General features: G+C 64.6%; 20 protein-coding genes. 9 read left to right on the top strand and 11 right to left on the bottom strand.

Going from position 1 to position 18,720, the window contains the following annotated elements; all coding sequences use genetic code 11:
* Position 1: 1 nt before the first annotated feature.
* On the bottom strand, positions 2–1,321 hold the full coding sequence (gene rimO, locus ABID58_RS21620) for a 30S ribosomal protein S12 methylthiotransferase RimO (RefSeq protein ID WP_354034453.1): 1,320 nt from the start codon (positions 1,319–1,321) through the stop codon (positions 2–4).
* A 97-nt stretch (positions 1,322–1,418) separates the two neighbouring features.
* Complete coding sequence (locus ABID58_RS21625; protein ID WP_354034455.1) at positions 1,419–1,802, bottom strand: DUF7674 family protein; 384 nt, start codon at positions 1,800–1,802, stop codon at positions 1,419–1,421.
* A 275-nt stretch (positions 1,803–2,077) separates the two neighbouring features.
* Between ABID58_RS21625 and ABID58_RS21630 the strand changes: the two genes are divergently transcribed.
* The 6 genes from ABID58_RS21630 to ABID58_RS21655 all read left to right on the top strand — a co-directional run bounded on the left by ABID58_RS21630 (position 2,078) and on the right by ABID58_RS21655 (position 8,797).
* Positions 2,078–2,668: an ANTAR domain-containing response regulator gene (locus ABID58_RS21630; RefSeq protein WP_148749280.1), complete on the top strand. Its 591-nt coding sequence runs from the start codon at positions 2,078–2,080 to the stop codon at positions 2,666–2,668.
* Positions 2,665–3,828 carry a CmpA/NrtA family ABC transporter substrate-binding protein gene (locus ABID58_RS21635; RefSeq protein WP_354034456.1) on the top strand — a complete coding sequence of 388 codons (1,164 nt, stop codon included), beginning with the start codon at positions 2,665–2,667 and terminating at the stop codon, positions 3,826–3,828. The genes ABID58_RS21630 and ABID58_RS21635 overlap by 4 nt, the downstream gene beginning before the upstream one ends.
* 351 nt (positions 3,829–4,179) lie before the next feature.
* On the top strand, positions 4,180–5,010 hold the full coding sequence (locus ABID58_RS21640) for a formate/nitrite transporter family protein (protein WP_354034457.1): 831 nt from the start codon (positions 4,180–4,182) through the stop codon (positions 5,008–5,010).
* Between the two features lie 13 nt (positions 5,011–5,023).
* Entirely contained in the window at positions 5,024–6,820 is a 1,797-nt protein-coding gene (locus ABID58_RS21645) for a NirA family protein (RefSeq protein WP_354034458.1), read from the top strand.
* Complete coding sequence (locus ABID58_RS21650; RefSeq protein ID WP_354034460.1) at positions 6,817–8,430, top strand: sulfite reductase subunit alpha; 1,614 nt, start codon at positions 6,817–6,819, stop codon at positions 8,428–8,430. Before ABID58_RS21645 ends, ABID58_RS21650 begins: the two co-directional genes overlap by 4 nt.
* A gap of 214 nt (positions 8,431–8,644) precedes the next feature.
* On the top strand, positions 8,645–8,797 hold the full coding sequence (locus tag ABID58_RS21655; RefSeq protein ID WP_187434626.1) for a hypothetical protein: 153 nt from the start codon (positions 8,645–8,647) through the stop codon (positions 8,795–8,797).
* Between the two features lie 9 nt (positions 8,798–8,806).
* On the opposite strand, the gene ABID58_RS21660 is transcribed toward ABID58_RS21655, so the two are convergent.
* The 3 genes from ABID58_RS21660 to pxpB are packed head-to-tail and all read right to left on the bottom strand — an operon-like array spanning position 8,807 to position 11,368.
* Entirely contained in the window at positions 8,807–9,574 is a 768-nt protein-coding gene (locus ABID58_RS21660) for a LamB/YcsF family protein (RefSeq protein WP_354034462.1), read from the bottom strand.
* A 28-nt stretch (positions 9,575–9,602) separates the two neighbouring features.
* Positions 9,603–10,640: a 5-oxoprolinase subunit C family protein gene (locus ABID58_RS21665; protein WP_354034464.1), complete on the bottom strand. Its 1,038-nt coding sequence runs from the start codon at positions 10,638–10,640 to the stop codon at positions 9,603–9,605.
* Positions 10,637–11,368, bottom strand: a complete 732-nt coding sequence (gene pxpB, locus ABID58_RS21670) for a 5-oxoprolinase subunit PxpB (RefSeq protein ID WP_354034466.1) — start codon at positions 11,366–11,368, stop codon at positions 10,637–10,639. Before pxpB ends, ABID58_RS21665 begins: the two co-directional genes overlap by 4 nt.
* 247 nt (positions 11,369–11,615) lie before the next feature.
* Between pxpB and ABID58_RS21675 the strand changes: the two genes are divergently transcribed.
* Together ABID58_RS21675 and ABID58_RS21680 are read left to right on the top strand one after the other, a co-directional pair.
* A complete protein-coding gene (locus ABID58_RS21675) occupies positions 11,616–12,314 on the top strand; it encodes a ribonuclease activity regulator RraA (protein WP_354034468.1) in 699 nt (232 codons plus the stop codon).
* A gap of 18 nt (positions 12,315–12,332) precedes the next feature.
* Positions 12,333–12,737, top strand: a complete 405-nt coding sequence (locus ABID58_RS21680) for a (R)-mandelonitrile lyase (protein WP_148749270.1) — start codon at positions 12,333–12,335, stop codon at positions 12,735–12,737.
* On the opposite strand, the gene ABID58_RS21685 is transcribed toward ABID58_RS21680, so the two are convergent.
* From ABID58_RS21685 to ABID58_RS21695, 3 genes are all read right to left on the bottom strand, one after another.
* Positions 12,738–13,094 carry a hypothetical protein gene (locus tag ABID58_RS21685; protein WP_354034470.1) on the bottom strand — a complete coding sequence of 119 codons (357 nt, stop codon included), beginning with the start codon at positions 13,092–13,094 and terminating at the stop codon, positions 12,738–12,740.
* 90 nt (positions 13,095–13,184) lie between these two features.
* A complete protein-coding gene (locus tag ABID58_RS21690; RefSeq protein ID WP_354034472.1) occupies positions 13,185–14,099 on the bottom strand; it encodes a DUF2147 domain-containing protein in 915 nt (304 codons plus the stop codon).
* 167 nt (positions 14,100–14,266) lie between these two features.
* On the bottom strand, positions 14,267–15,061 hold the full coding sequence (locus ABID58_RS21695; RefSeq protein WP_354034474.1) for a transporter substrate-binding domain-containing protein: 795 nt from the start codon (positions 15,059–15,061) through the stop codon (positions 14,267–14,269).
* A 113-nt stretch (positions 15,062–15,174) separates the two neighbouring features.
* Between ABID58_RS21695 and ABID58_RS21700 the strand changes: the two genes are divergently transcribed.
* Positions 15,175–15,672, top strand: coding sequence for a DUF1993 domain-containing protein (locus tag ABID58_RS21700; protein WP_354034583.1), 498 nt, complete (start codon positions 15,175–15,177; stop codon positions 15,670–15,672).
* A 268-nt stretch (positions 15,673–15,940) separates the two neighbouring features.
* Here the strand turns inward: ABID58_RS21700 and ABID58_RS21705 are convergent, their stop codons facing one another.
* The 3 genes from ABID58_RS21705 to ABID58_RS21715 all read right to left on the bottom strand — a co-directional run bounded on the left by ABID58_RS21705 (position 15,941) and on the right by ABID58_RS21715 (position 18,717).
* Positions 15,941–16,426, bottom strand: a complete 486-nt coding sequence (locus ABID58_RS21705) for a hypothetical protein (RefSeq protein ID WP_354034475.1) — start codon at positions 16,424–16,426, stop codon at positions 15,941–15,943.
* A gap of 166 nt (positions 16,427–16,592) precedes the next feature.
* Positions 16,593–17,582, bottom strand: a complete 990-nt coding sequence (locus ABID58_RS21710) for a hydroxyacid dehydrogenase (protein WP_354034477.1) — start codon at positions 17,580–17,582, stop codon at positions 16,593–16,595.
* Positions 17,583–17,616: 34 nt separating this feature from the next.
* Positions 17,617–18,717: an ABC transporter ATP-binding protein gene (locus tag ABID58_RS21715; RefSeq protein ID WP_354034479.1), complete on the bottom strand. Its 1,101-nt coding sequence runs from the start codon at positions 18,715–18,717 to the stop codon at positions 17,617–17,619.
* Between the last annotated feature and the right edge of the window lie 3 nt (positions 18,718–18,720).

Raw genomic sequence — 18,720 nt, forward strand, 5'->3', positions numbered from 1 at the left:
CTCAGAATCCCGCGACGCTGCCGTGCAGGTCGTACTGGTCGGCGCGCTCGATCTTCGCGGTGACGATCTCGCCGACGCGCAAGGGGCGGCGGCTCGTCAGATAAACCGCGCCGTCGATCTCCGGCGCATCGGCCTTGGAGCGACCCTTGGCCACCGTCGGACCAACCTCGTCGATGATGATCTGCTGGCGCGTGCCGACCTTGCGCTTCAGCCTGCGCGCCGAGATCTTCTGCTGGCGCGCCATCAGCGCGTTGTAGCGCTCCTGCTTGATCTCGGCGGGCACAGCACCTTCGAGCGCGTTCGACGTCGCGCCCGCAACCGGCTCGTATTTGAAGCAGCCGAGGCGATCGATCTCGGCTTCATCGAGCCAGTCGAGCAGATAGGCAAAATCGGCGTCGGTCTCGCCGGGGAAGCCGACGATGAAGGTCGAGCGCAGCGCCAGATCGGGGCATTCCTCGCGCCAGCGCTTGATGCGCGCCAGGGTCTTGTCCTGTGCAGCGGGGCGCTTCATCGCCTTCAGCACCTCGGGACTCGCATGCTGGAACGGGATGTCGAGATAGGGCAGCACTTTGCCCTCGTTCATCAGCGCGATGACCTCGTCGACATGCGGGTAGGGGTAGACATATTGCAGCCGGACCCAGGCGCCGAGCTCGCCGAGCTCGCGGGCGAGGTCGAGGAATCTTGCGCGGACCGGTCGATCCTTCCACGGACTCTCGGCATACTTGAGATCGACGCCGTAGGCCGAGGTGTCCTGCGAGATCACCAGCAGCTCCTTGACGCCGGCACCGACGAGGCGCTCGGCCTCGCGCAGCACGTCATTGGCCGGACGCGAGACCAGATCGCCGCGCAGTTTCGGGATGATGCAGAAGGTGCAGCGGTTGTTGCAGCCTTCGGAGATCTTCAGATAGGCGTAGTGCCGCGGCGTCAGCTTGATGCCCTGCGGCGGCACCAGGTCGAGATGGGGATTATGCGCCGGCGGCAGTGCGCGGTGCACGGCATCAAGCACGCTCTCATATTGCTGCGGACCGGTGATGGAGAGGACGCCGGGATAGGCCTCCTCGATCTGCTCGGGCTCGGCGCCCATGCAGCCTGTTACGATCACCTTGCCGTTCTCGGCCATGGCCTCGCCGATCGCCGAGAGCGACTCCTGCTTGGCGCTGTCGAGGAAGCCACAGGTGTTAACGATGACGATGTCGGCGCCGTCATGCTTGCGGGCGAGCTCATAGCCCTCGGCGCGCAGGCGCGTGATGATGCGCTCGGAATCCACCAATGCCTTGGGACAGCCGAGCGATGCGAAAGATATAGTCGGCGCTCTTTTCATGTAATCGCCTGGAGCCTGTATTTGAATTGTTCGGATATGCGATCCAACTAGTTGATCCGATGGAAAAATTCAACATCTGACGATGTGAAATGGACGCTCAATCGTCTGAGCTGACATCTTCACCGTTCCAGAAGCGATTTAGCCCATCCCACGAGCGCTTCGACTCCGGTTTCAGCCAGAATTCGAACCTTCTGGGGTTGATACCTCTTTTCAGAGAGACGTTCTGAATTCCCTCAAGCAGACCAATCGTGGCCGCCTCTTTTACGTAGGACTCGCCGTGGCGATGCCATCGCTCAATCACGTCAAATACAGCTTCGAAATTTTGGGTCGCGCCGGCGTCGAGCTGCTCCACGAGATGGTGAGCTAAATCTCCAAGCGCCAAATAGTACGGCAGTTCTTCGTCGCTATCTTTCCACTCATTGAGGAAAGCGTGCCAGGCCGGAACGAACGCCGGACACGCGACGAGCATTGGCTCGAACATTTCATTCTTGCAGATCATTACCGGGACTGACGAGTTAATGGTCCAGATGACGGCCGCCTCCGGACGGCCTTTCTTTCGGAGCGTGCGCCGAAAGTTTACATTCGATGTCTCAGGCTCACCCGAGCGACACGAAGCTGACCTTGGGCGCAGCCGTCTGATCCATATCCAAATCTGCCTGATTGACGGGCTTGAGCTAATCCCAATTGCTCATAATTACAACCCTTTGCATCGCCGTTCGGCATGCTATGGATGAATCGCCGGGTTGCGAGTGAGCTATGAGCGCCGAACAGTCGCCTAAAATCGTGATTGTCGACGAGAGCCCGATCCGGGCCGCGATCCTCGAGGAAGGATTGCGGGAGGCCGGATTCACGCAAATCGTCCATATCCGCGAGATGCAGAGCCTTCTTGCGCGTATCTACGCCGTTGACCCCGACATCATCCTGATCGATCTGGAAAACCCCAGCCGCGACGTGCTGGAGGCGATGTTCCAGGTCAGCCGCGCCGTGCGGCGGCCGATCGCGATGTTCGTCGACCAGAGCGATTCATCCTCGATCCAGGCCTCCGTGGAGGCAGGGGTGTCCGCCTACATCGTCGACGGGTTGAAGAAGGAGCGCATCAAGCCGATCCTCGACCTCTGCGTGTCGCGCTTCAACGCTTTCGCAAAACTCCAGGAGGAGCTGGAGCGGACCAAGTCGCAGCTCGAGGACCGCAAGATCATCGAGAAGGCCAAGGGAATCCTGATGAAGGTCAAGGGCCTCAACGAGGACGAGGCCTACGTGCTGCTGCGTTCCACCGCCATGCGCGAGAAGAAGAAGATCGGCGAGATCGCGCAGTCGATCATCACCGCGTCGGAGATGCTGAAATGACCGCGACCCTCCGCATCGGGTTCATCCCGCTGGTCGATGCCGCCGCCCTGATCATCGCCGTGGACAAGGGCTTTGCCGCCGCCGAGGGTCTCGAGGTCGAGCTGGTGCGCGAGGTGTCCTGGTCCAACATCCGCGACAAGCTCAACATCGGCCTGTTCGACGCCGCGCATCTGCTCGCGCCCGTGGCGATCGCGTCCTCGCTCGGGCTCGGCCACGTCAAGGTGCCGATCGTGGCGCCCTTCAGTCTCGGCATCAACGGCAATGCGATCACGGTGTCGCCGGCACTCCTTGCCGCGCTGATGGAGGAGATCGACGGCGATCGTTTCGATCCGCTCGCGACCGCGAAAGCACTGGCGAAGGTGGTGGCCAAGCGGCGCAAGGCGGGTGCCGACCCGCTGACCTTCGGCATGACCTTTCCGTTCTCGACCCACAATTACCAACTGCGGTTCTGGATGGCGGCGGCCGGCGTCGATCCCGATGAGGACGTGCGTCTGGTGGTGCTCCCGCCGCCCTACATGGTCGACAGCCTCGCCAACGGTCATGTCGATGCCTTCTGCGTCGGCGCGCCCTGGAATTCGGTCGCCGTCGATCTCGGCATCGGCCACATCCTGCATTTCGTTTCCGATATCCTGGTGCGTGCCGCGGAGAAGGTGCTGGCGGTGCGCCAGATCTGGGCCGACAAGCATCCGGACGTGGTCGCGGCGCTGGTGCGCGCGGCGGTGAAGGGGACCGAATTCATCGAGGAGACCGCAAACCTCGCCGAGACATCGCATATCCTGGCGCAGCCTGAACGGATCGGCGTCGATGCCGAAGTCATCCAGCGCACGCTCACGGGGCGGCTGAAGATTTCGCCCGACGGTACGTTCCGTGAAAGTGCTCGCTACCTGCTGGTCGGGCGCGAAGGGGCAGGGCGCCCAGAGCCGGTCCAGGCTGCCTGGCTCTATGCGCAGATGGTGCGCTGGGGGCAGACGGCGCTGAGCGCTGAGGCGCTCAAGACCGCCATGGCCGTGTTCCGGCCGGATCTCTACGATGCTGCCTTGGGCCACAGCGGAGACGGTCAGGCCAACACCCCGTTCAGGGCCTTCGCCGGACCGGCCTTCGATCCCGCCGATCTCAGCGGCTATCTGTCCTCGTTCGAGGTCGGGAGACGGGCTCAATAAAGCCTGCTCATTTCTTAATCACATCGATTCGAAGCTTAATCTTTGGGCCATTGCTGCCTGAAGCGGCATGAATTGCGGTCCACTTCATGCACTGCACACAATCCTAAACCACTGATCTTATACGGCTTTGCCGTTTATGCTGCGTTGGCACACTCCTTGAATAGGGAGAACCCAAGCCGTCCGGCGTGGGCGCCGGCGGCTCCAGTCCATGGTGGATTTCCGCAGCAACGAAGCTGATCGGATCGTTCCGGGTTCCGGCTGGGCGCTTATGCGCCTCCAACCGGCTCCCAGCGATCGACGTCCGTTCAACCCGTTGACGCCGCCTTTCGCGCGGCAAGCTGGAGCTTCGATATGGATTACGCGAAACCCTCCGACGTTGTGGCCTCGATGGTCGATGCCAGCCTGAAGAAGCTGGCACTCGCACCGCGCGACATCATGATCCGCGGCGCGATTTCCGGCGCGCTGCTCGGCGCTGCCACCACGCTCGCCTTCAGCGGCGCTCTCACCACCGGCCAGCCTCTCGTCGGCGCGCTCATCTTTCCCGTCAGCCTCGTGATGATCGTTCTGCTCGGCCTCGAGCTCGTCACCGGCAGCTTCGCCATCATTCCGCTGGCGCGCCTCGAGGGCAAGGCGAGCTGGAATGCGGTGATCGCCAACTGGTCCTGGGTCTTCGTCGCCAATCTGCTCGGCAGCCTTGCGTTCGGCGCGCTGATCGCGATCTCGCTCACCAACATGGGCAAGGTCGAGGTCGCTGGCGTCGCCGCCAGGATCGTTGCGGTGGCCGAAGCCAAGACCATCGGCAATGCCGCGATCGGCACCGCGGGCATGGTCTCCGTCTTCGTCAAGGCGATCCTCTGCAACTGGCTGGTTTGCCTCGGCGTCGTCATGGCGATGACCTCGACCTCCACGGTCGGCAAGATCGCGGCGACCTGGCTGCCGATCTTCCTGTTCTTCGCGCTCGGCTTCGAGCACGCCGTCGTCAACATGTTCGTCATCCCGACCGGCATGCTGCTGGGCGCCAAGGTCAGCCTCTCCGACTGGTGGCTGTGGAATCAGATCCCGGTGACGCTCGGCAATCTCGTCGGCGGCTTCGTCTTCACCGGCCTTGCGCTCTACGCCACGTACAAGCCCGCCAAGCCCACGGCCGACGTCGCGCAGGTCGCGGTCCAGGCAGCAGAGTAGGTCTATTCAGCCCATGAAATTCGATACAGCACCCACGGCCGATTTCTCCGACGAGCAGAAGCGCTACCTCGAAGGTTTCATGTCCGGCATGCAGGTCGGACGTGTCGGGCGCGCCTTTGCAGCCGGCGGCGCGCCTGCGGCCAACGCTCCCTCGGAGCCGATGGGGCCGGACGCTGCGGCGATCAAGGCCCAGGACAAGCTCACGGCGGCGGGCAAGAAGCTCGCCGACCAGGAGAAGTTCAAGCGCGAGCTGCATCCGTTCGATGCCTATGATCGCTTGAAGGACCAGGCGCGCAACAACGCCAACCCGACGCCGGCGGACAATTTCCGCTGGCGCTATTACGGCATCTTCTGGGTCGCGCCGGCGCAGACCTCCTACATGGCCCGCCTGCGCATTCCCAACGGCATTTTGAAGCACTGGCAGATGTCGGGCCTCGCCGACATCGCGGAAAGCTGTGGCGGCGGTTACACCCACGTTACGACGCGCGCCAACTTCCAGATCCGCGAGATCGAGCCGAAGAACGCGGTGGCGCTGATCGAGGGCGTCCAGGACATTGGCCTGTGCTCGCGCGGCGCTGGCGCCGACAACATCCGCAACGTCACGGGCACGCCGACGGCCGGCATCGATCCGCAGGAGCTGCTCGACACGCGCCCCTACGCACGCGAATGGCACTACCACATCCTCAACGACCGCTCGCTGTTTGGCCTGCCGCGTAAGTTCAACGTTGCCTTCGACGGTGCCGGCAAGATCGCCGCGCTGGAGGAGACCAACGACATCGCTTTCACTGCGGTCGAGGTGAAGGACGGCTTTGGCGTCGAACCCGGAATCTGGTTCAAGCTCGGCCTTGGCGGCATCACCGGTCACAAGGATTTTGCGAAATATTCGGGCATCGTCGTTCGTCCTGAGGACGCGACCGCTGTTGCCGACGCCATCGTGCGCGTCTTCATCGAGCATGGAGACCGCACCAACCGCAACAAGGCGCGGCTGAAATACGTGCTGGACAATATGGGGCACGACGGCTTCCTCAAGCTGGTCGAGGAGCGGCTGAAGAAGCCTTTCGCACGTGTGCCGGCCGAGGCGCTTCTGTCGCGCCCCTTGTCCGACCGCATGGCCCATATCGGCGTGCACAAGCAGAAGCAGGCCGGGCTCAACTGGGTCGGCGTGGCGCTGCCGGTCGGCAAGCTCACCTGCGGGCAGATGCGCGGCCTCGCGAAGATTTCGCAGGATCTCGGCGACGGCGATATCCGCCTCACGGTCTGGCAGAACCTGCTGATCTCGGGCGTGCGCGACGAGAATGTCGCGCTCGTCACCGCCGCGGTCGAGAAGCTCGGCCTCGCCACTGAAGTCTCGAACGTCCGCGCCGGCCTGATCGCCTGCACGGGCAATGCCGGCTGCAAGTTCGCGGCCTCCGACACCAAGCGTCATGCCGCCGCGATCGGCGACTGGTGTGACGAGCGCGTCAATCTCGATACGCCGCTCAACATCCATCTGACCGGCTGTCATCACTCCTGCGCGCAGCACTATATCTCCGACATCGGCCTGATTGCGGCCAAGGTGCCGGGCGCGAGCGAAGAGGACACGGTCGAGGGTTATCACCTCTTCACCGGCGGCGGGTTCGGTCCCGATGCCGATATCGGGCAGGAGGTGTTTCAAAACGTGAAGGCCGAGGATGCTCCGAAGATCGTCGAGAGCCTGCTCAAGGCCTATCTCGCCAATCGCGCCTCGCCGGAAGAGACGTTCCTGACCTTCTCCCGTCGCCATGACGGCGAAGCCTTGCGCAAACTGGCCGAAGCGGAAGTCGCAGCATGACCCAGATGACCCTGCCTCCCACGATCGAGATCATTCCGGCCAATGCCCCGTTCAGTGAGGGCCAGCGGCTGTGGCTGAACGGGTTTCTCGTCGGCATGCTCGGCCTCGACGGCTCGACGGCGCTGTCGCCGATCGAGAACGGAGTCATGCTCGTCCCGCAAGGCGATGGCGATGACGGGGAGGCGCCCTGGCACGATCCGGCGATGGCGATCGCCGACCGCATGAAGCTCGCGGAAGGACGTCCGCTCCGCCGCCGCATGATGGCGGCGATGGCGCAGCAGGATTGCGGTCAGTGCGGCTACAATTGCGCCGACTATTCGGACTCGATCGCCAACAAGAGCGAAGCGCGCCTCAACCTCTGCGCCCCCGGCGGCAAGGAGACGGCGCGGATGCTCAAGCAGCTTTTCGAGGAGGTCGACAAGGCGCCGGCCGCAAAGCCTGCGGCAGGGGCGGCCGCGGTCGCGAGTGCACCGGCTGCACCGGAGGTGAAGGCCGCGCCCGGCCGCGCCCGCGAAAATCCGGCTGAAGCGACCTTCCTGTCGCGGCACCTGCTCAACAAGGGCGCTTCGGAGAAGGAGACCTATCACGTCGAGTTCGATCTCTCCGAGAGCAAGCTCGACTACGTCGTGGGCGACAGCTTTGGCGTGTTCGCGCGCAACGATCTCGGTCTCGTCGACCAGATCATCGCGCTGCTCGGGGCGTCCCACACCACCAAGGTCAACAACAAGACGCTGCGCGAGGCGCTGGTCGAGGACGTCTCGCTGTCGCCGGCGCCGGACAAGCTGTTCGAGCTGCTCTCCTTCATCACCGGCGGTGCGCAGCGCGAGAAGGCGCGAGCGCTGGCGCAGGGCGAGGATCCCGATGGCGATGCGGCAACGCTCGACGTGATGGCCGCGCTGCAGAAATTCTCGGGCACGCGGCCGCATCCGGAAGCCTTCGTCGAGGCGCTGGAGCCGCTGCAGCCGCGGCTCTACTCGATCTCGTCGTCGCACCATGCGACGCCCGGAAAGCTGTCGCTGACGGTCGATTCCGTGCGTTATGTCATCGGCAAGCGCAAGCGCGTCGGCGTCGCCTCGACCTTCCTCGGCGAGCGCATCAACGAGGGCGACAAGCTCAAGGTCTATGTGCAGAAGGCGCACGGTTTCGGCCTGCCGGAGGATCCGAAGATTCCGATCATCATGATCGGCCCCGGCACCGGCATTGCGCCGTTCCGCGCCTTCCTGCTCGACCGCAAGGCGACCGGCGCGCAGGGCAAGAACTGGCTGTTCTTCGGCCATCAGCGCAGCGATTGCGATTTCTTCTATCGCGACGAGCTCAATGCGATGAAGACCTCAGGCCTTCTGACGCGCCTGTCGCTCGCCTGGTCGCGCGACGGTGAGAAGAAGTTTTACGTGCAGGACCGTATGCGCGAGCTCGGTCGCGAGGTCTGGACGTGGCTTGCCGAGGGCGCCCATCTCTACATCTGCGGCGATGCCAAGCGCATGGCCAAGGACGTCGAGCGCGCGCTGGTCGACATCGTCGCCCAGTTCGGCGCGCGCTCGACCGACGAGGCCGTCAGTTTTGTCGCCGATCTCAAGAAGAAGGGCCGCTTCCAGGCTGACGTCTACTAAGCCCTTTTCTTCCGCTGTCATTCCCGTGTCATCCGAGCCGGTTCCAGCTGGCTCGGAGTTTAACGAATAAGATTCTTGGAACCGGCGGGCGAAGAGAATTTATTCCTGCGATATGCGCTCTTCAGAGCACCGATATCGCTATTTGCGCGGCCGTCTTGCCTGCTACCCGGGTCGATCCCTGATAATGCCGCAAATGCGGCGTTGGAGATCGACCATGCGCGAACTGTCGGCGGAAGCCAGGCTGCACTTCTACGCGCGCTCGCTCTCGCGTCGGACCGCGGCGAACGCCCATCACATCGGGCTCTACAGCGCCTTCGCCGTCATCGCCGCGATCGTGTTCGGCACCTTGTCGGTGCACCCGTTCTAACGAGGCGTCTCACCCGCGCTTGAACGGCGCGACCTTGATCCCCGCATCCTTCAGCGACTGACGCAAAGTGCGTGCGATCTCGACCGCACCGTGCGTATCGCCATGGATGCACACCGTGTCCGTGCGCATCTTGATGACCTTGCCCGTCACCGAGACCACCGCACCATCCTGCACCATGCGCACCACGCGATCGGCGATCGCCTTGGCATCGTGCAGCACCGCGCCGGGCTTCTTGCGCGAGACCAGGTTGCCGTCGTCCTCATAGGCGCGGTCGGCGAACACCTCGTGCACCATCGGCAGGTTGGCCTCTTCGCCGGCCTTCACCAGCTTCGAGTTGGCAAGCACCACGAAGATCAGGCTGGGGTCGACCGCCCTGATGCCGGCGGCAATCGCCTTCGCTGTCATGTCGTCCTCGCAGGCGACGTTGGACAGCGCGCCATGCGCCTTCACATGGGTGACCTTGTGGCCGGCCGCGGTCGCGATCGCCTGCAGAGCGCCGATCTGGTAGGCGACGAGGTTCTCGATCTCGGATGACTTCAGGCCGGCGATCGGATGCCGGCCAAAACCGTGCAGGTCGCGGTAGCCGGGGTGAGCGCCGACGGAGACACCGCGCGCTTTCGCCAGCTCGACCGTCCGCCGCATGATGTCGGGGTCGCCGGCATGGAAGCCGCAGGCGACGTTGACCGAGCTAGCGAGGTCGATCATGGCGGCGTCGTTGCCCATCTCCCACGCGCCAAAACCTTCGCCGAGGTCGCAATTGAGATCGATCGTCTTCATGGTTGCTCTCCGCCTTTGGTCTTGTTGTCTAAGGCTCGGCCGTCACCTGCCAGGTCCCGGCATCCATCGCGCTCACCGCATAGCCCGCGACGTTGGCATCGCTGAGCGCCTCGATGTTGAGCTCGACCGTGTCGGACGAGCGCAGGCGATCGGGCAGGGTGCGGATCAGCTGTTGAAATTTGCGTGCCTCCTCCTGCGCCTCGGCCATGGGGACGGCCTTGAAGCGGAACGCCGTGCCGGCCGAGGTCTGGGCGAGCCGGCCGACATCGGCCGTGATCACGGTTGCGATCTTGGGATAGCCGCCGGAGGTGCCGCGATCCATCATCAGCGCGATCGGGGCGCCGTTGCCGGGCACCTGGATGCTGCCGTTGACGGTGCCGTCGGAGACGATGTTGTGGCCGTGCAGATGCTTGATCGCGGGACCTTCGAGCCGGTAGCCCATGCGATCGGAGGTCGCCGAGATCTTCCACTCGCTGTCGAGGAACAGGGCCTTGTTGGCGTCATCGAACTCGTCGTCCTGCGGCCCCAGCACGACGCGGATCGGACCGCTCACCGGCTTCGGCAGTTCGATCCGCAATTCCGGCGCGCCGCTCGCGGTATCGACCGTGAATTCGTCGCCGGCCTCGAGCGGGCGCGGGTAGGGGCTGCCGAGACCGGCGCGGGCATTCACCGCAAGGCTGCCGAACACCAGCTCGCCCTTGATGGCGCCTTCGATCGCGAGATAAGTGAATGCGCCGCCGCGGGCGAAACCCAGCGTCAGTGTCTCGCCGTCCTTCAGCGTGACGGATGTCTCCATAGCCACCGGCCGCCCGGCGATGTCGGCGTTGCGCGGTGCGCCCGCGATGGCGACGCGCACGGCGCCATCCTTGGCGGTGAACGCGGCGCCAAACGGGCCGATCTCGACCGCGGCTGCGAGCGGCTCGTTGCCGACCAGCGTGTTCGCCGCCGCCAGCGCCAGCCGGTCCATCGCGCCGCTGACCGTCAGGCCATAGCGCTGCGCACCGTGGCGTCCGCCGTCCTGGACGGAGCTTGCAGGCCCGATGCTGGCGACGATGAGCCGGCTCATGCGTCTACCCGCTCGGCTATGATCTCGCCGGCTTCCGCGGCGCGGTCCTGCTCCTCGAACGTCTTGTGGTCGATGGCAAAAAACGTCACGCGATCACCGGGTTCGGTCAGGAAGGTCGGATTCCGGTGCAGCTGGTAGGTTCTGACCGGCGTGCGGCCAAGCAGGTGCCAGCCGCTCGGAGCGGCCAGGCACTGGATTCCGGCCTGGATGCCGCCGATCGAGATCGTGCCGGCCGGCGTCAACAGCCGCGGGTTCTGCCGTCGCGACATGTGCAGGGATTTGTCGAGACCGCTCAGATAGGACCAGCCCGGCGTGAAGCCGATCATGGCAACGCGATAGTCGCCGCCGGCGTGACGGGCGACGATGTCGTCGGGCGTGGTGTTGAGCGCTTTCGCGACATCCTCGAGGTCGATGCCGTGCTCGCCGCCATAGGCGACGGGAATGCGCCAGCGCCGCGCCTTGGTCGACGGTGGCAGCGGCCGGCCAGCGATCGGGAGCAGCTTTTCGCAAAGCGCGTCAAACCCGATCTTGCCGGGATCGTAATGCACCAGCAGCGAGCGATAGGTCGGGATGGTCTCGGAGATGCCCTCGATGGGTGTGGCTAGCAGCGCCTTGTCCAGCGCGAGCACGCGCTCGTTGGCGGCGTCGTCAATGGTGCGGCTGAACTCGACCGTGACGGCGCTGTCGCCACTGGGCAGAAGGCGGGGCGGGGGAAGCGTCGCGGCCATGAGATGTCGACATCGGGCCTTTGGAAAAGCGCGGGCTCGGCCTTGAGTTCCGCATCACCCTGCTTCGCGTAAATGCGCCCGCAAGTCCAATAAATTAATGCAAGGGGTCGCGATAAAGCCTTGTTATCGCGTCGCATAACAGCCCGGCTGGGCCGCGTTCTTGTCAGGGCTTTGGGCCTTGACGGCAGGCGCGCGGCTCGCAAGATGCGCGCGTTCTTTCCCGCCCATCCGGAGCTCGTCTGTTTCCATGTCGCTGTCCCCCGAAGCCCGCAAGACCCTCGCCGGCATCACCACTGCCACCATCACCACGGTCCTGCTGAAGAAGGGCCTGCGCAATGTGTGGATGCGCGGCGCGCGTCCGCTGCGCCCGGGCCTGCCGCGCCTGGTAGGCCCTGCCTTCACGCTGCGCTTCGTCCCGGCGCGCGAGGATCTGGCGACGCCGGAATCCTGGTCGTCACCGATCTCGACCCGCACCGCGATCGAGGCGATGCCGGAAGGCTGCGTCGCCGTGGTCGACGCCATGGGCATTACTGACGCCGGCATCTTCGGCGATATCCTCTGCGCCCGCATGATGAAGCGCGGCGTCACCGCGCTCGTCACCGACGGCGTCGTGCGTGACGTCGAGGGCACGCTCGGCACCAATCTTCCGGTGTGGTGCGACGGCTATGCCGCGCCGCCGTCGGTTGCGGGCCTCACCTTCGTCGGCTGGGGTGAGCCGATCGGCTGCGGCGGCGTCGCCGTGTTCCCGAACGACATCGTGGTCGCCGACCAGGACGGCTGCGTGCTGATCCCGCAGGCGATGCTCGAACACGTGCTCAATGAAGGCGTCGAGCAGGAGCGGATGGAAGCCTGGATCGTCAACGAGGTGAACAACGGCGCGGCGCTGCCGGGCCTCTATCCCATGAACGCCGAGACCAAGGCGCGCTACGCCGCCAGCAAGAAGTAACAGGAAACGAGGACCCCCATGGACATCACGCTCGCAGGCACGCGGCCGACCCGCCGCGCGCCCAAGGAACACTTCACCGGCACCGTGCTGCAGGACCCCATCAACATGGCGCCTGCGCCGGCGCGGCTGAACGTCTCGCGCGTCTCGTTCGAGCCGGGCGCCCGCACCAACTGGCATCATCATCCGCTCGGGCAGACGCTCTACGTGATTTCGGGTGTCGGCCGCGTCCAGACCAAGGGCGGCCCGGTCCAGGAAATCCGTCCCGGCGACACCGTGTGGATCCCGCCGGGTGAAGTGCACTGGCACGGCGCCTCGCCAGGCAACAGCATGTGCCACATCGCCATGCAGGAAGCGCTCGACGGGGTGTTCTCGACGTGGCTCGAGCCGGTGACGGACGCCGAATACGGCGTGGCGGTCGGCTGATTACATCCGCTCAGCGGTCCACGTTCCCGTGCACAGGGCGCCGCGCCAGGTGCCGGAGCCGGAGGTGCCGCTGAGCCGGCCGAAGCCGACGGCGTGCTTGATACCCGTGCTCAGCGTGACGTTGATGGCGCCGGCATCCGCGACGCGGCCGGACGCCGTCACGGCTGCGCTGCTCGAGGCGATCTGACCGTTGTTGATCCCGATCGCGACGGTCGCGCCGTTGCCGCAGGTCTCGCTCGATGACGAGATGCGGACATTCCATGCGCCGTCGAAAGTCGAGCCCGCGGCATCCGCCTGCGCGAGCGGGACAACGATGGCGATAATGGTGGCGAAGAGTGCTGTGCGAAATCCGTTCATGACGCGCCCCTTGGGATTGACCATGCGGGGGATCGTGTCACGGGCGCGGAACCGGCGATGTGAGGACCGTCACGCGCGCGAGGTGCGAGCCTAGTTCACACGCGTCCAGGTCTGGCCGCCGCAGAACATGCCGCCGAAGGCGCAGCCTTGCACGCGCAGGCGGTCGCCTCCCTTCAGCGCGATCGTCGAGTCGTAGGTCGAGCCGGTGTTGGGATCGAGGATGCGGCCGGACCATTTCTGGTCCTTGTTCTGATCCTTGCCGGGCTTCATGTTGATCAGGACCTGTTCGCCGTTCTGGTTCGATTTGCTGTCGACCGAATAGCCGCAGAGGTTATTGCCGCACTGCTCGATGCGGACCTTGCCTTCCTTCTCCTCGGTAAGCCAGACGCCGAGCGGTGAATTGAGATCGCGCGCGGGCGCTGCTGCCGGAACCGGCGGCGCGACGGCGGCGGCCTGAACGGGCGCGGGGGCAGGCGCCGGAGCCGGAGCAGTTGGCGCGGGCGGTGCCGGAGGTGCCGGAGGTGCTGCTGCGACGGTCGGAGCCGGCGGCGGAGGCGGTGCGGGCGGTACCGCGGCAACCGCCGGGGCAGCGCTTGGAGCCGGTTGAGGCGGCGGCACCATCGCATCTTCGGTCGGCGCATTGTTTGCCGTGGCGGCCGGAGGTGGCGGCGCGGCGGGAGGCGGTGCCGCGGCTGCGGGGGCAGGTGCAGCAGGAGCTTGCTCCACTGCGGGCGGCGCTACGATTGGAGCAGGCGCCGGAGCCGGGGCAGCCGGTGTTTGCGGATCGACCTTAGCCTGCTGCGGCGCCTGCTGGTCTGGCTTCGTGTCGTTCTTCTTGGCCTTCTTGGCCTTGCCTTGACCGGTGTTGTCGTAGACGCCGGGGATCTGCACCGTGCCGCGGTCCGGATCGATGCGGATGGTGCGCCCGCCATATTCGAAAGTGTACTGCGCCTGCGCAGCGGTGCTCGCCAAAAGGAATGCGGCCGTGGCCAACAGCTTCCTCATTTCCATCTCCCGAACAGGTGGTCCCCGCACCGAGGCTTACGCCCCGGCGCGATCGCGAAAAGTGATCTAGATCACTGTTTCTCGGTATGAGTCGCCTTCTGGCGGTTCCGGGTTCAATAGACCCGGAGCCAGCCCAAAGTTTGACCGGGCAACGACAGGAACGCGAGTTAGTCGAACCAGGCGGCGTAGATCTTCTTGTAGCTGCCGTCCTCCATGGAGATGTGCAGCCACTGGTCGACGAAAGCCTTCAGCGCGACGTCGCGCTGGAGCCAGTAGGCCTTCTCCGAGAAGTCGAACGGTTTTTCGGGGTGCACCGCGCAGAGCACGCCTGAATGCTGCTTCTGCTGATAGCGGGTCTCGGAGGCGTCCGTCATCATCAGATCGGCGTTGCCCTTGGCGATCTCGTCGAAGATCGCGGTGTTGTCGGGGAAGACGGTAATGTCGGCGTCCTTGACGTTGGCGCGCGCGAAACGCTCATTGGTCCCGCCGGGATTGACGATGACGCGGGTGCCCTTCTTGTCGATGTCGGCGATACTTTGATACTTGCCGGCGTCGGCGCAGCGCGCGATCGGCGTCTTGCCCTCGCGCATGATCGGCATCGTGAAATAGCCCTTCTTCTGGCGGTCAAGCGTGACCGAGACGCCGCCCATCGCGATGTCGAACGCGTCGGACTCGAAATCCTTCATCAGCTTCGGCCAGGCGGTGGCTACGTATTCGACCTTGACGCCGAGCGCCTTGCCCAGCGCCTCCGCCATGTCGACGTCAAAACCGGAGAACTGCTGCGTGGCCTTGTCCAGGTAGGTGAAGGGCTTGTAGTCGCCGGTCATGCCGACGCGCAACGTGCCGCGCTTGATGATCTCGTCGAGGCGCGAGGGCGCCGGCTGCTGCGCGTGCGCCGAGAGGTTTGGCAGCAACATCACGGCCAAGGCCGCCAGGATTCGAACGGTTATTCGAACGGTCATCTCTTTTCCACCTATGCCCAAGCTGTCATTGTGCAGCTCTTGAACGTGGATTTAGACCAGATGCCAGTTTCTGGCGAGGCGGAATTGAAGGGAATCTCGAAGTGACGATCTCGATGTACGAGGCCTCGGTCGGCCTGTTCGTGCCTTACCTGCGCAATGTCTCCGTCCTGCTCGACAAGGGCGTTGCCTATGCGGAGACCCGCAAGTTCAATCCGGCGGTCCTGCTCGGCATGCGCATGGCGCCGAACATGTACGATCTGGCGCAGCAGATCGGCGAGGCCTGCCGCCACGCCACCGTCGCTCCGGCCTTGCTGGCGCAGTGCGAACCAGTCGCGCTGCCGCCGCTGGAGCACGACATGGCCGGGCTTCAGGCGCGGATCGCCACCTCAATCGAATTCATTGAAAGCCTGCCGCGCGCCGAGATCGATGCGGCGGCGGAGCTGAAGGTCTTCTTCAAGCTCAAAAATGGCACCGAGCTGCCCTTTACCGGGCGGACACTGCTGCTCACCAACAGCATCCCGCAATTCTTCTTCCACGTCACGACCGCGTACGACCTGCTGCGGCACGCGGGCGTCGAGCTCGTGAAGAAGGATTTCCTGGGAAGGAAGTAGACTTGGTGTTTAACGGCAGGGCTATCGCACATGAGAGCGATTCCCTGTGGCCATCCTTCGAGACGCCCGCCGTTGGCGGGCCCTCAGGATGAGGACCGAGCGTACGGCCGTAGTTTTGACGAGCACCGATGCCGCTTAGCCTCATCCTCAGGAGACCGCGAAGCGGTCGTCTCGAAGGACGAGGCGCGCATTCAGGTCGTGCAAAATGCCATTTGCGATTGCCCTCTCCCTTCGGGAGAGGTGCACGGAGAGATACGGCCGCAAATAATTATGCTTCGCCCTTGCGCTCGTAGTCGGCGAGCGAGCTGCGGCCGGCGATCTCGCTGCGCAGCAGCTCGAAGCGCCGATGCGCCTCGTTCTGGTGTTCGTCGACGAAATGCACGGCGGCCTCGCTGGTCATCGGGCCGCTGACCACGGGGGCGGACTGCTCGCCGATGGTTTCGTGCACGTAGTATTGGCCGTCGTCGCCGCGATGGACCGCCCATTTCAGGCGGATCGCCACCATCGGCCCGGGACCGACCTTGCTGTAGCCGTCGGCGTCGGTGTGGTCGGGCACCAGCGGCTGCTCCTCGACCACCGGATGCTCGTCGGAGGCTTGATGATCGTCGGAGGCATGATGCTCGTCTGCGACCGCATAGTCATCGGCGGCCACCGTTTCCGTCTCGGTGTCGCGGACGACGAGAACGGGCTCGGGGTGCTCGAAAATGCTGGCGATGGTCGCCAGCGCTTGGTCGGTCGGGTCGATCTCTGACAAGGTCCATCCTCCAGCTCGACGCGGCCGGCAAAGTCTGTCCCACTGCCGCCGCGGCCGGATACATTACGCGGGTTTGATTAAGGCTGAGTTGGGGCCCGATCTGCGCCAAAATGGGACGCATTCTGGCCATCCGAAGGCGGGCGGTGCGGCCGCCTTCGGATTCACCTTAGCCCAGCACGTCCTGGTTGATGATGTTCTGCCGGATCGGATCGCCGTCCAGTACACTCAGGATGTTGCGCGCGGTCTGCTCGCTCATGCGGCTCACCGCCTCGACGGTGACGCCCGCCACGTGCGGGGCCATGATGACGTTGGGCAGCGCGAACAGCGCATTGCTGACCGGCGGCGGTTCGACTTCGAACACGTCGATACCGGCACCGGCGAGCTTGCCGGAGACAAGGGCGTCGTACAGCGCAGGCTCCTTCACGATGCCGCCGCGCGCGGTGTTGATGAGATAGGATCTCGGCTTCATCCGGCCGATCCGCACGGCATCGAACAGGCCGATGGTTTCCGGCGTCTTCGGGCAGTGGATGGTGACGAAGTCGGCATTGGGCAGCGCCGCGTCGAGATCCGCGACCGGCTCGCAGCCGGCGGCCTTGATCTCGGCGGCTCCCTTGTAGGGATCATAGACCTGCACCTTCATCTCCATCGCCAGGCAGCGCTTGGCGGTGCGGGTGCCGATGCGGCCGAAGCCGACGATCAGCACGGTCTTGCCGTAGAGGTCGAACGGCAGCATGGCGAGGCGGTTGGCCCATTGGCCGTCCTTGACGCAGGCGTGCATTTCATTCGCGCGCTTGGCCAGCGTCAGCATCATGAACAGGGCTTGTTCGGCGACGGACGGTGAATTGGCGCTGCCCGCGACCATCAGCGGCACCTTGCGGCGGGAGAGGGCGGGCACGTCGACGGCGTCGTAGCCGACGCCGATCCGGGTCACCACCTTCATGTCTTTGGATGCCTCGAGCTCCGTCTCGCCGAAGGCCGTGGCACCCAGCGCCACGCCGTGGACCGGCGCATGGCTCTTGAGCAAGGCCTCGAAATCCTTGGCGGAGATCAGGTTCGGAAACTCGACGAGCTCGATATCGTCCCGCCGGGTGAGGAGGGTGCGTGCCCCTTGCGACAAAGTTTGTGTAACGAAAATCTTCTTCTTGTTGGTCGCCATTGCTCCCCGCCTGCTTGCGTTTCTTGAAGCGGCGTCACAGTACGACGCCGGTCTCCTCGTTTAGCAGGTGCATGTTATTGAGGTCCATCGCCAAACGCATGGGAGCCCCGTCCTTGGCGCCGGCATTGGGATTGACGCGGCCGCAGACCGGCGTGCCGTCGAGCCCGAAATAGACCAGCGTCTCCATCCCCATCGGCTCGGTCACGTCGAGCACGGTATCGAAGCTCTCGATGCCGGGATCCAGATGCGCGTGCGCCTCGGTGAGATGCTCCGGCCGGACCCCGAGCAGGAGCTTGTCGCTGCGCGGCAACGCGTTGTAGCGCGCGGCGCGCGCCGGCGGCAGCGCAAAGGCGATGCGGTCGGTCAGGCGGATCTGCAGCGTGCTGCCGGCATCTTCCAGCCGGCACGGGATGAAGTTCATTGCGGGCGAGCCGATAAAGCCTGCGACAAAGCGCGTCGCCGGCTTGTGGTAGAGCTCGTTCGGCGTGCCGATCTGCTCGATGCGACCCTTGTTCATCACCACCACGCGGTCGGCCAGCGTCATCGCCTCGACCTGGTCGTGGGTGACGTAGACGGTGGTGGTGCGCACCTTCTGGTGCACCTTCTTGATCTCGATCCGCATCTGCACCCGCAGCTTGGCGTCGAGATTGGACAGCGGCTCGTCGAACAGGAAGACCTTTGGATTGCGCACGATGGCGCGCCCCATGGCGACGCGCTGGCGCTGACCGCCGGAGAGCTGCTTGGGCTTGCGGTCGATCAGATCGGTGATGTCCAGGAGACGTGCCGCTTCCGTCACCCGCGCCTTGATCTCGGCCTTGGGATAATGCTTCAGCCGCAGTCCGAACGACATGTTCTCGGCGACCGTCATGTGCGGGTAGAGCGCGTAGTTCTGGAACACCATGGCGATGTCGCGGTCCTTGGGCGGCACGTCGTTGACGATGTCGCCGCCGATCATGATGTCGCCGTCGCTGATATCCTCGAGTCCCGCGATCATGCGCAGCGTGGTCGACTTGCCGCAGCCGGAGGGCCCGACCAGCACGATGAACTCATGGTCGGCGATATCAAGGTCGATACCGCGCACGGCCTCGACATCGTCGTAACGCTTGACCACCTTCCGCAATGCAACGTCAGCCATGAA

This window comes from Bradyrhizobium sp. S3.2.6, assembly GCF_040546885.1.
In the GTDB taxonomy this organism is placed as follows: Bacteria; Pseudomonadota; Alphaproteobacteria; order Rhizobiales; family Xanthobacteraceae; genus Bradyrhizobium; species Bradyrhizobium cytisi.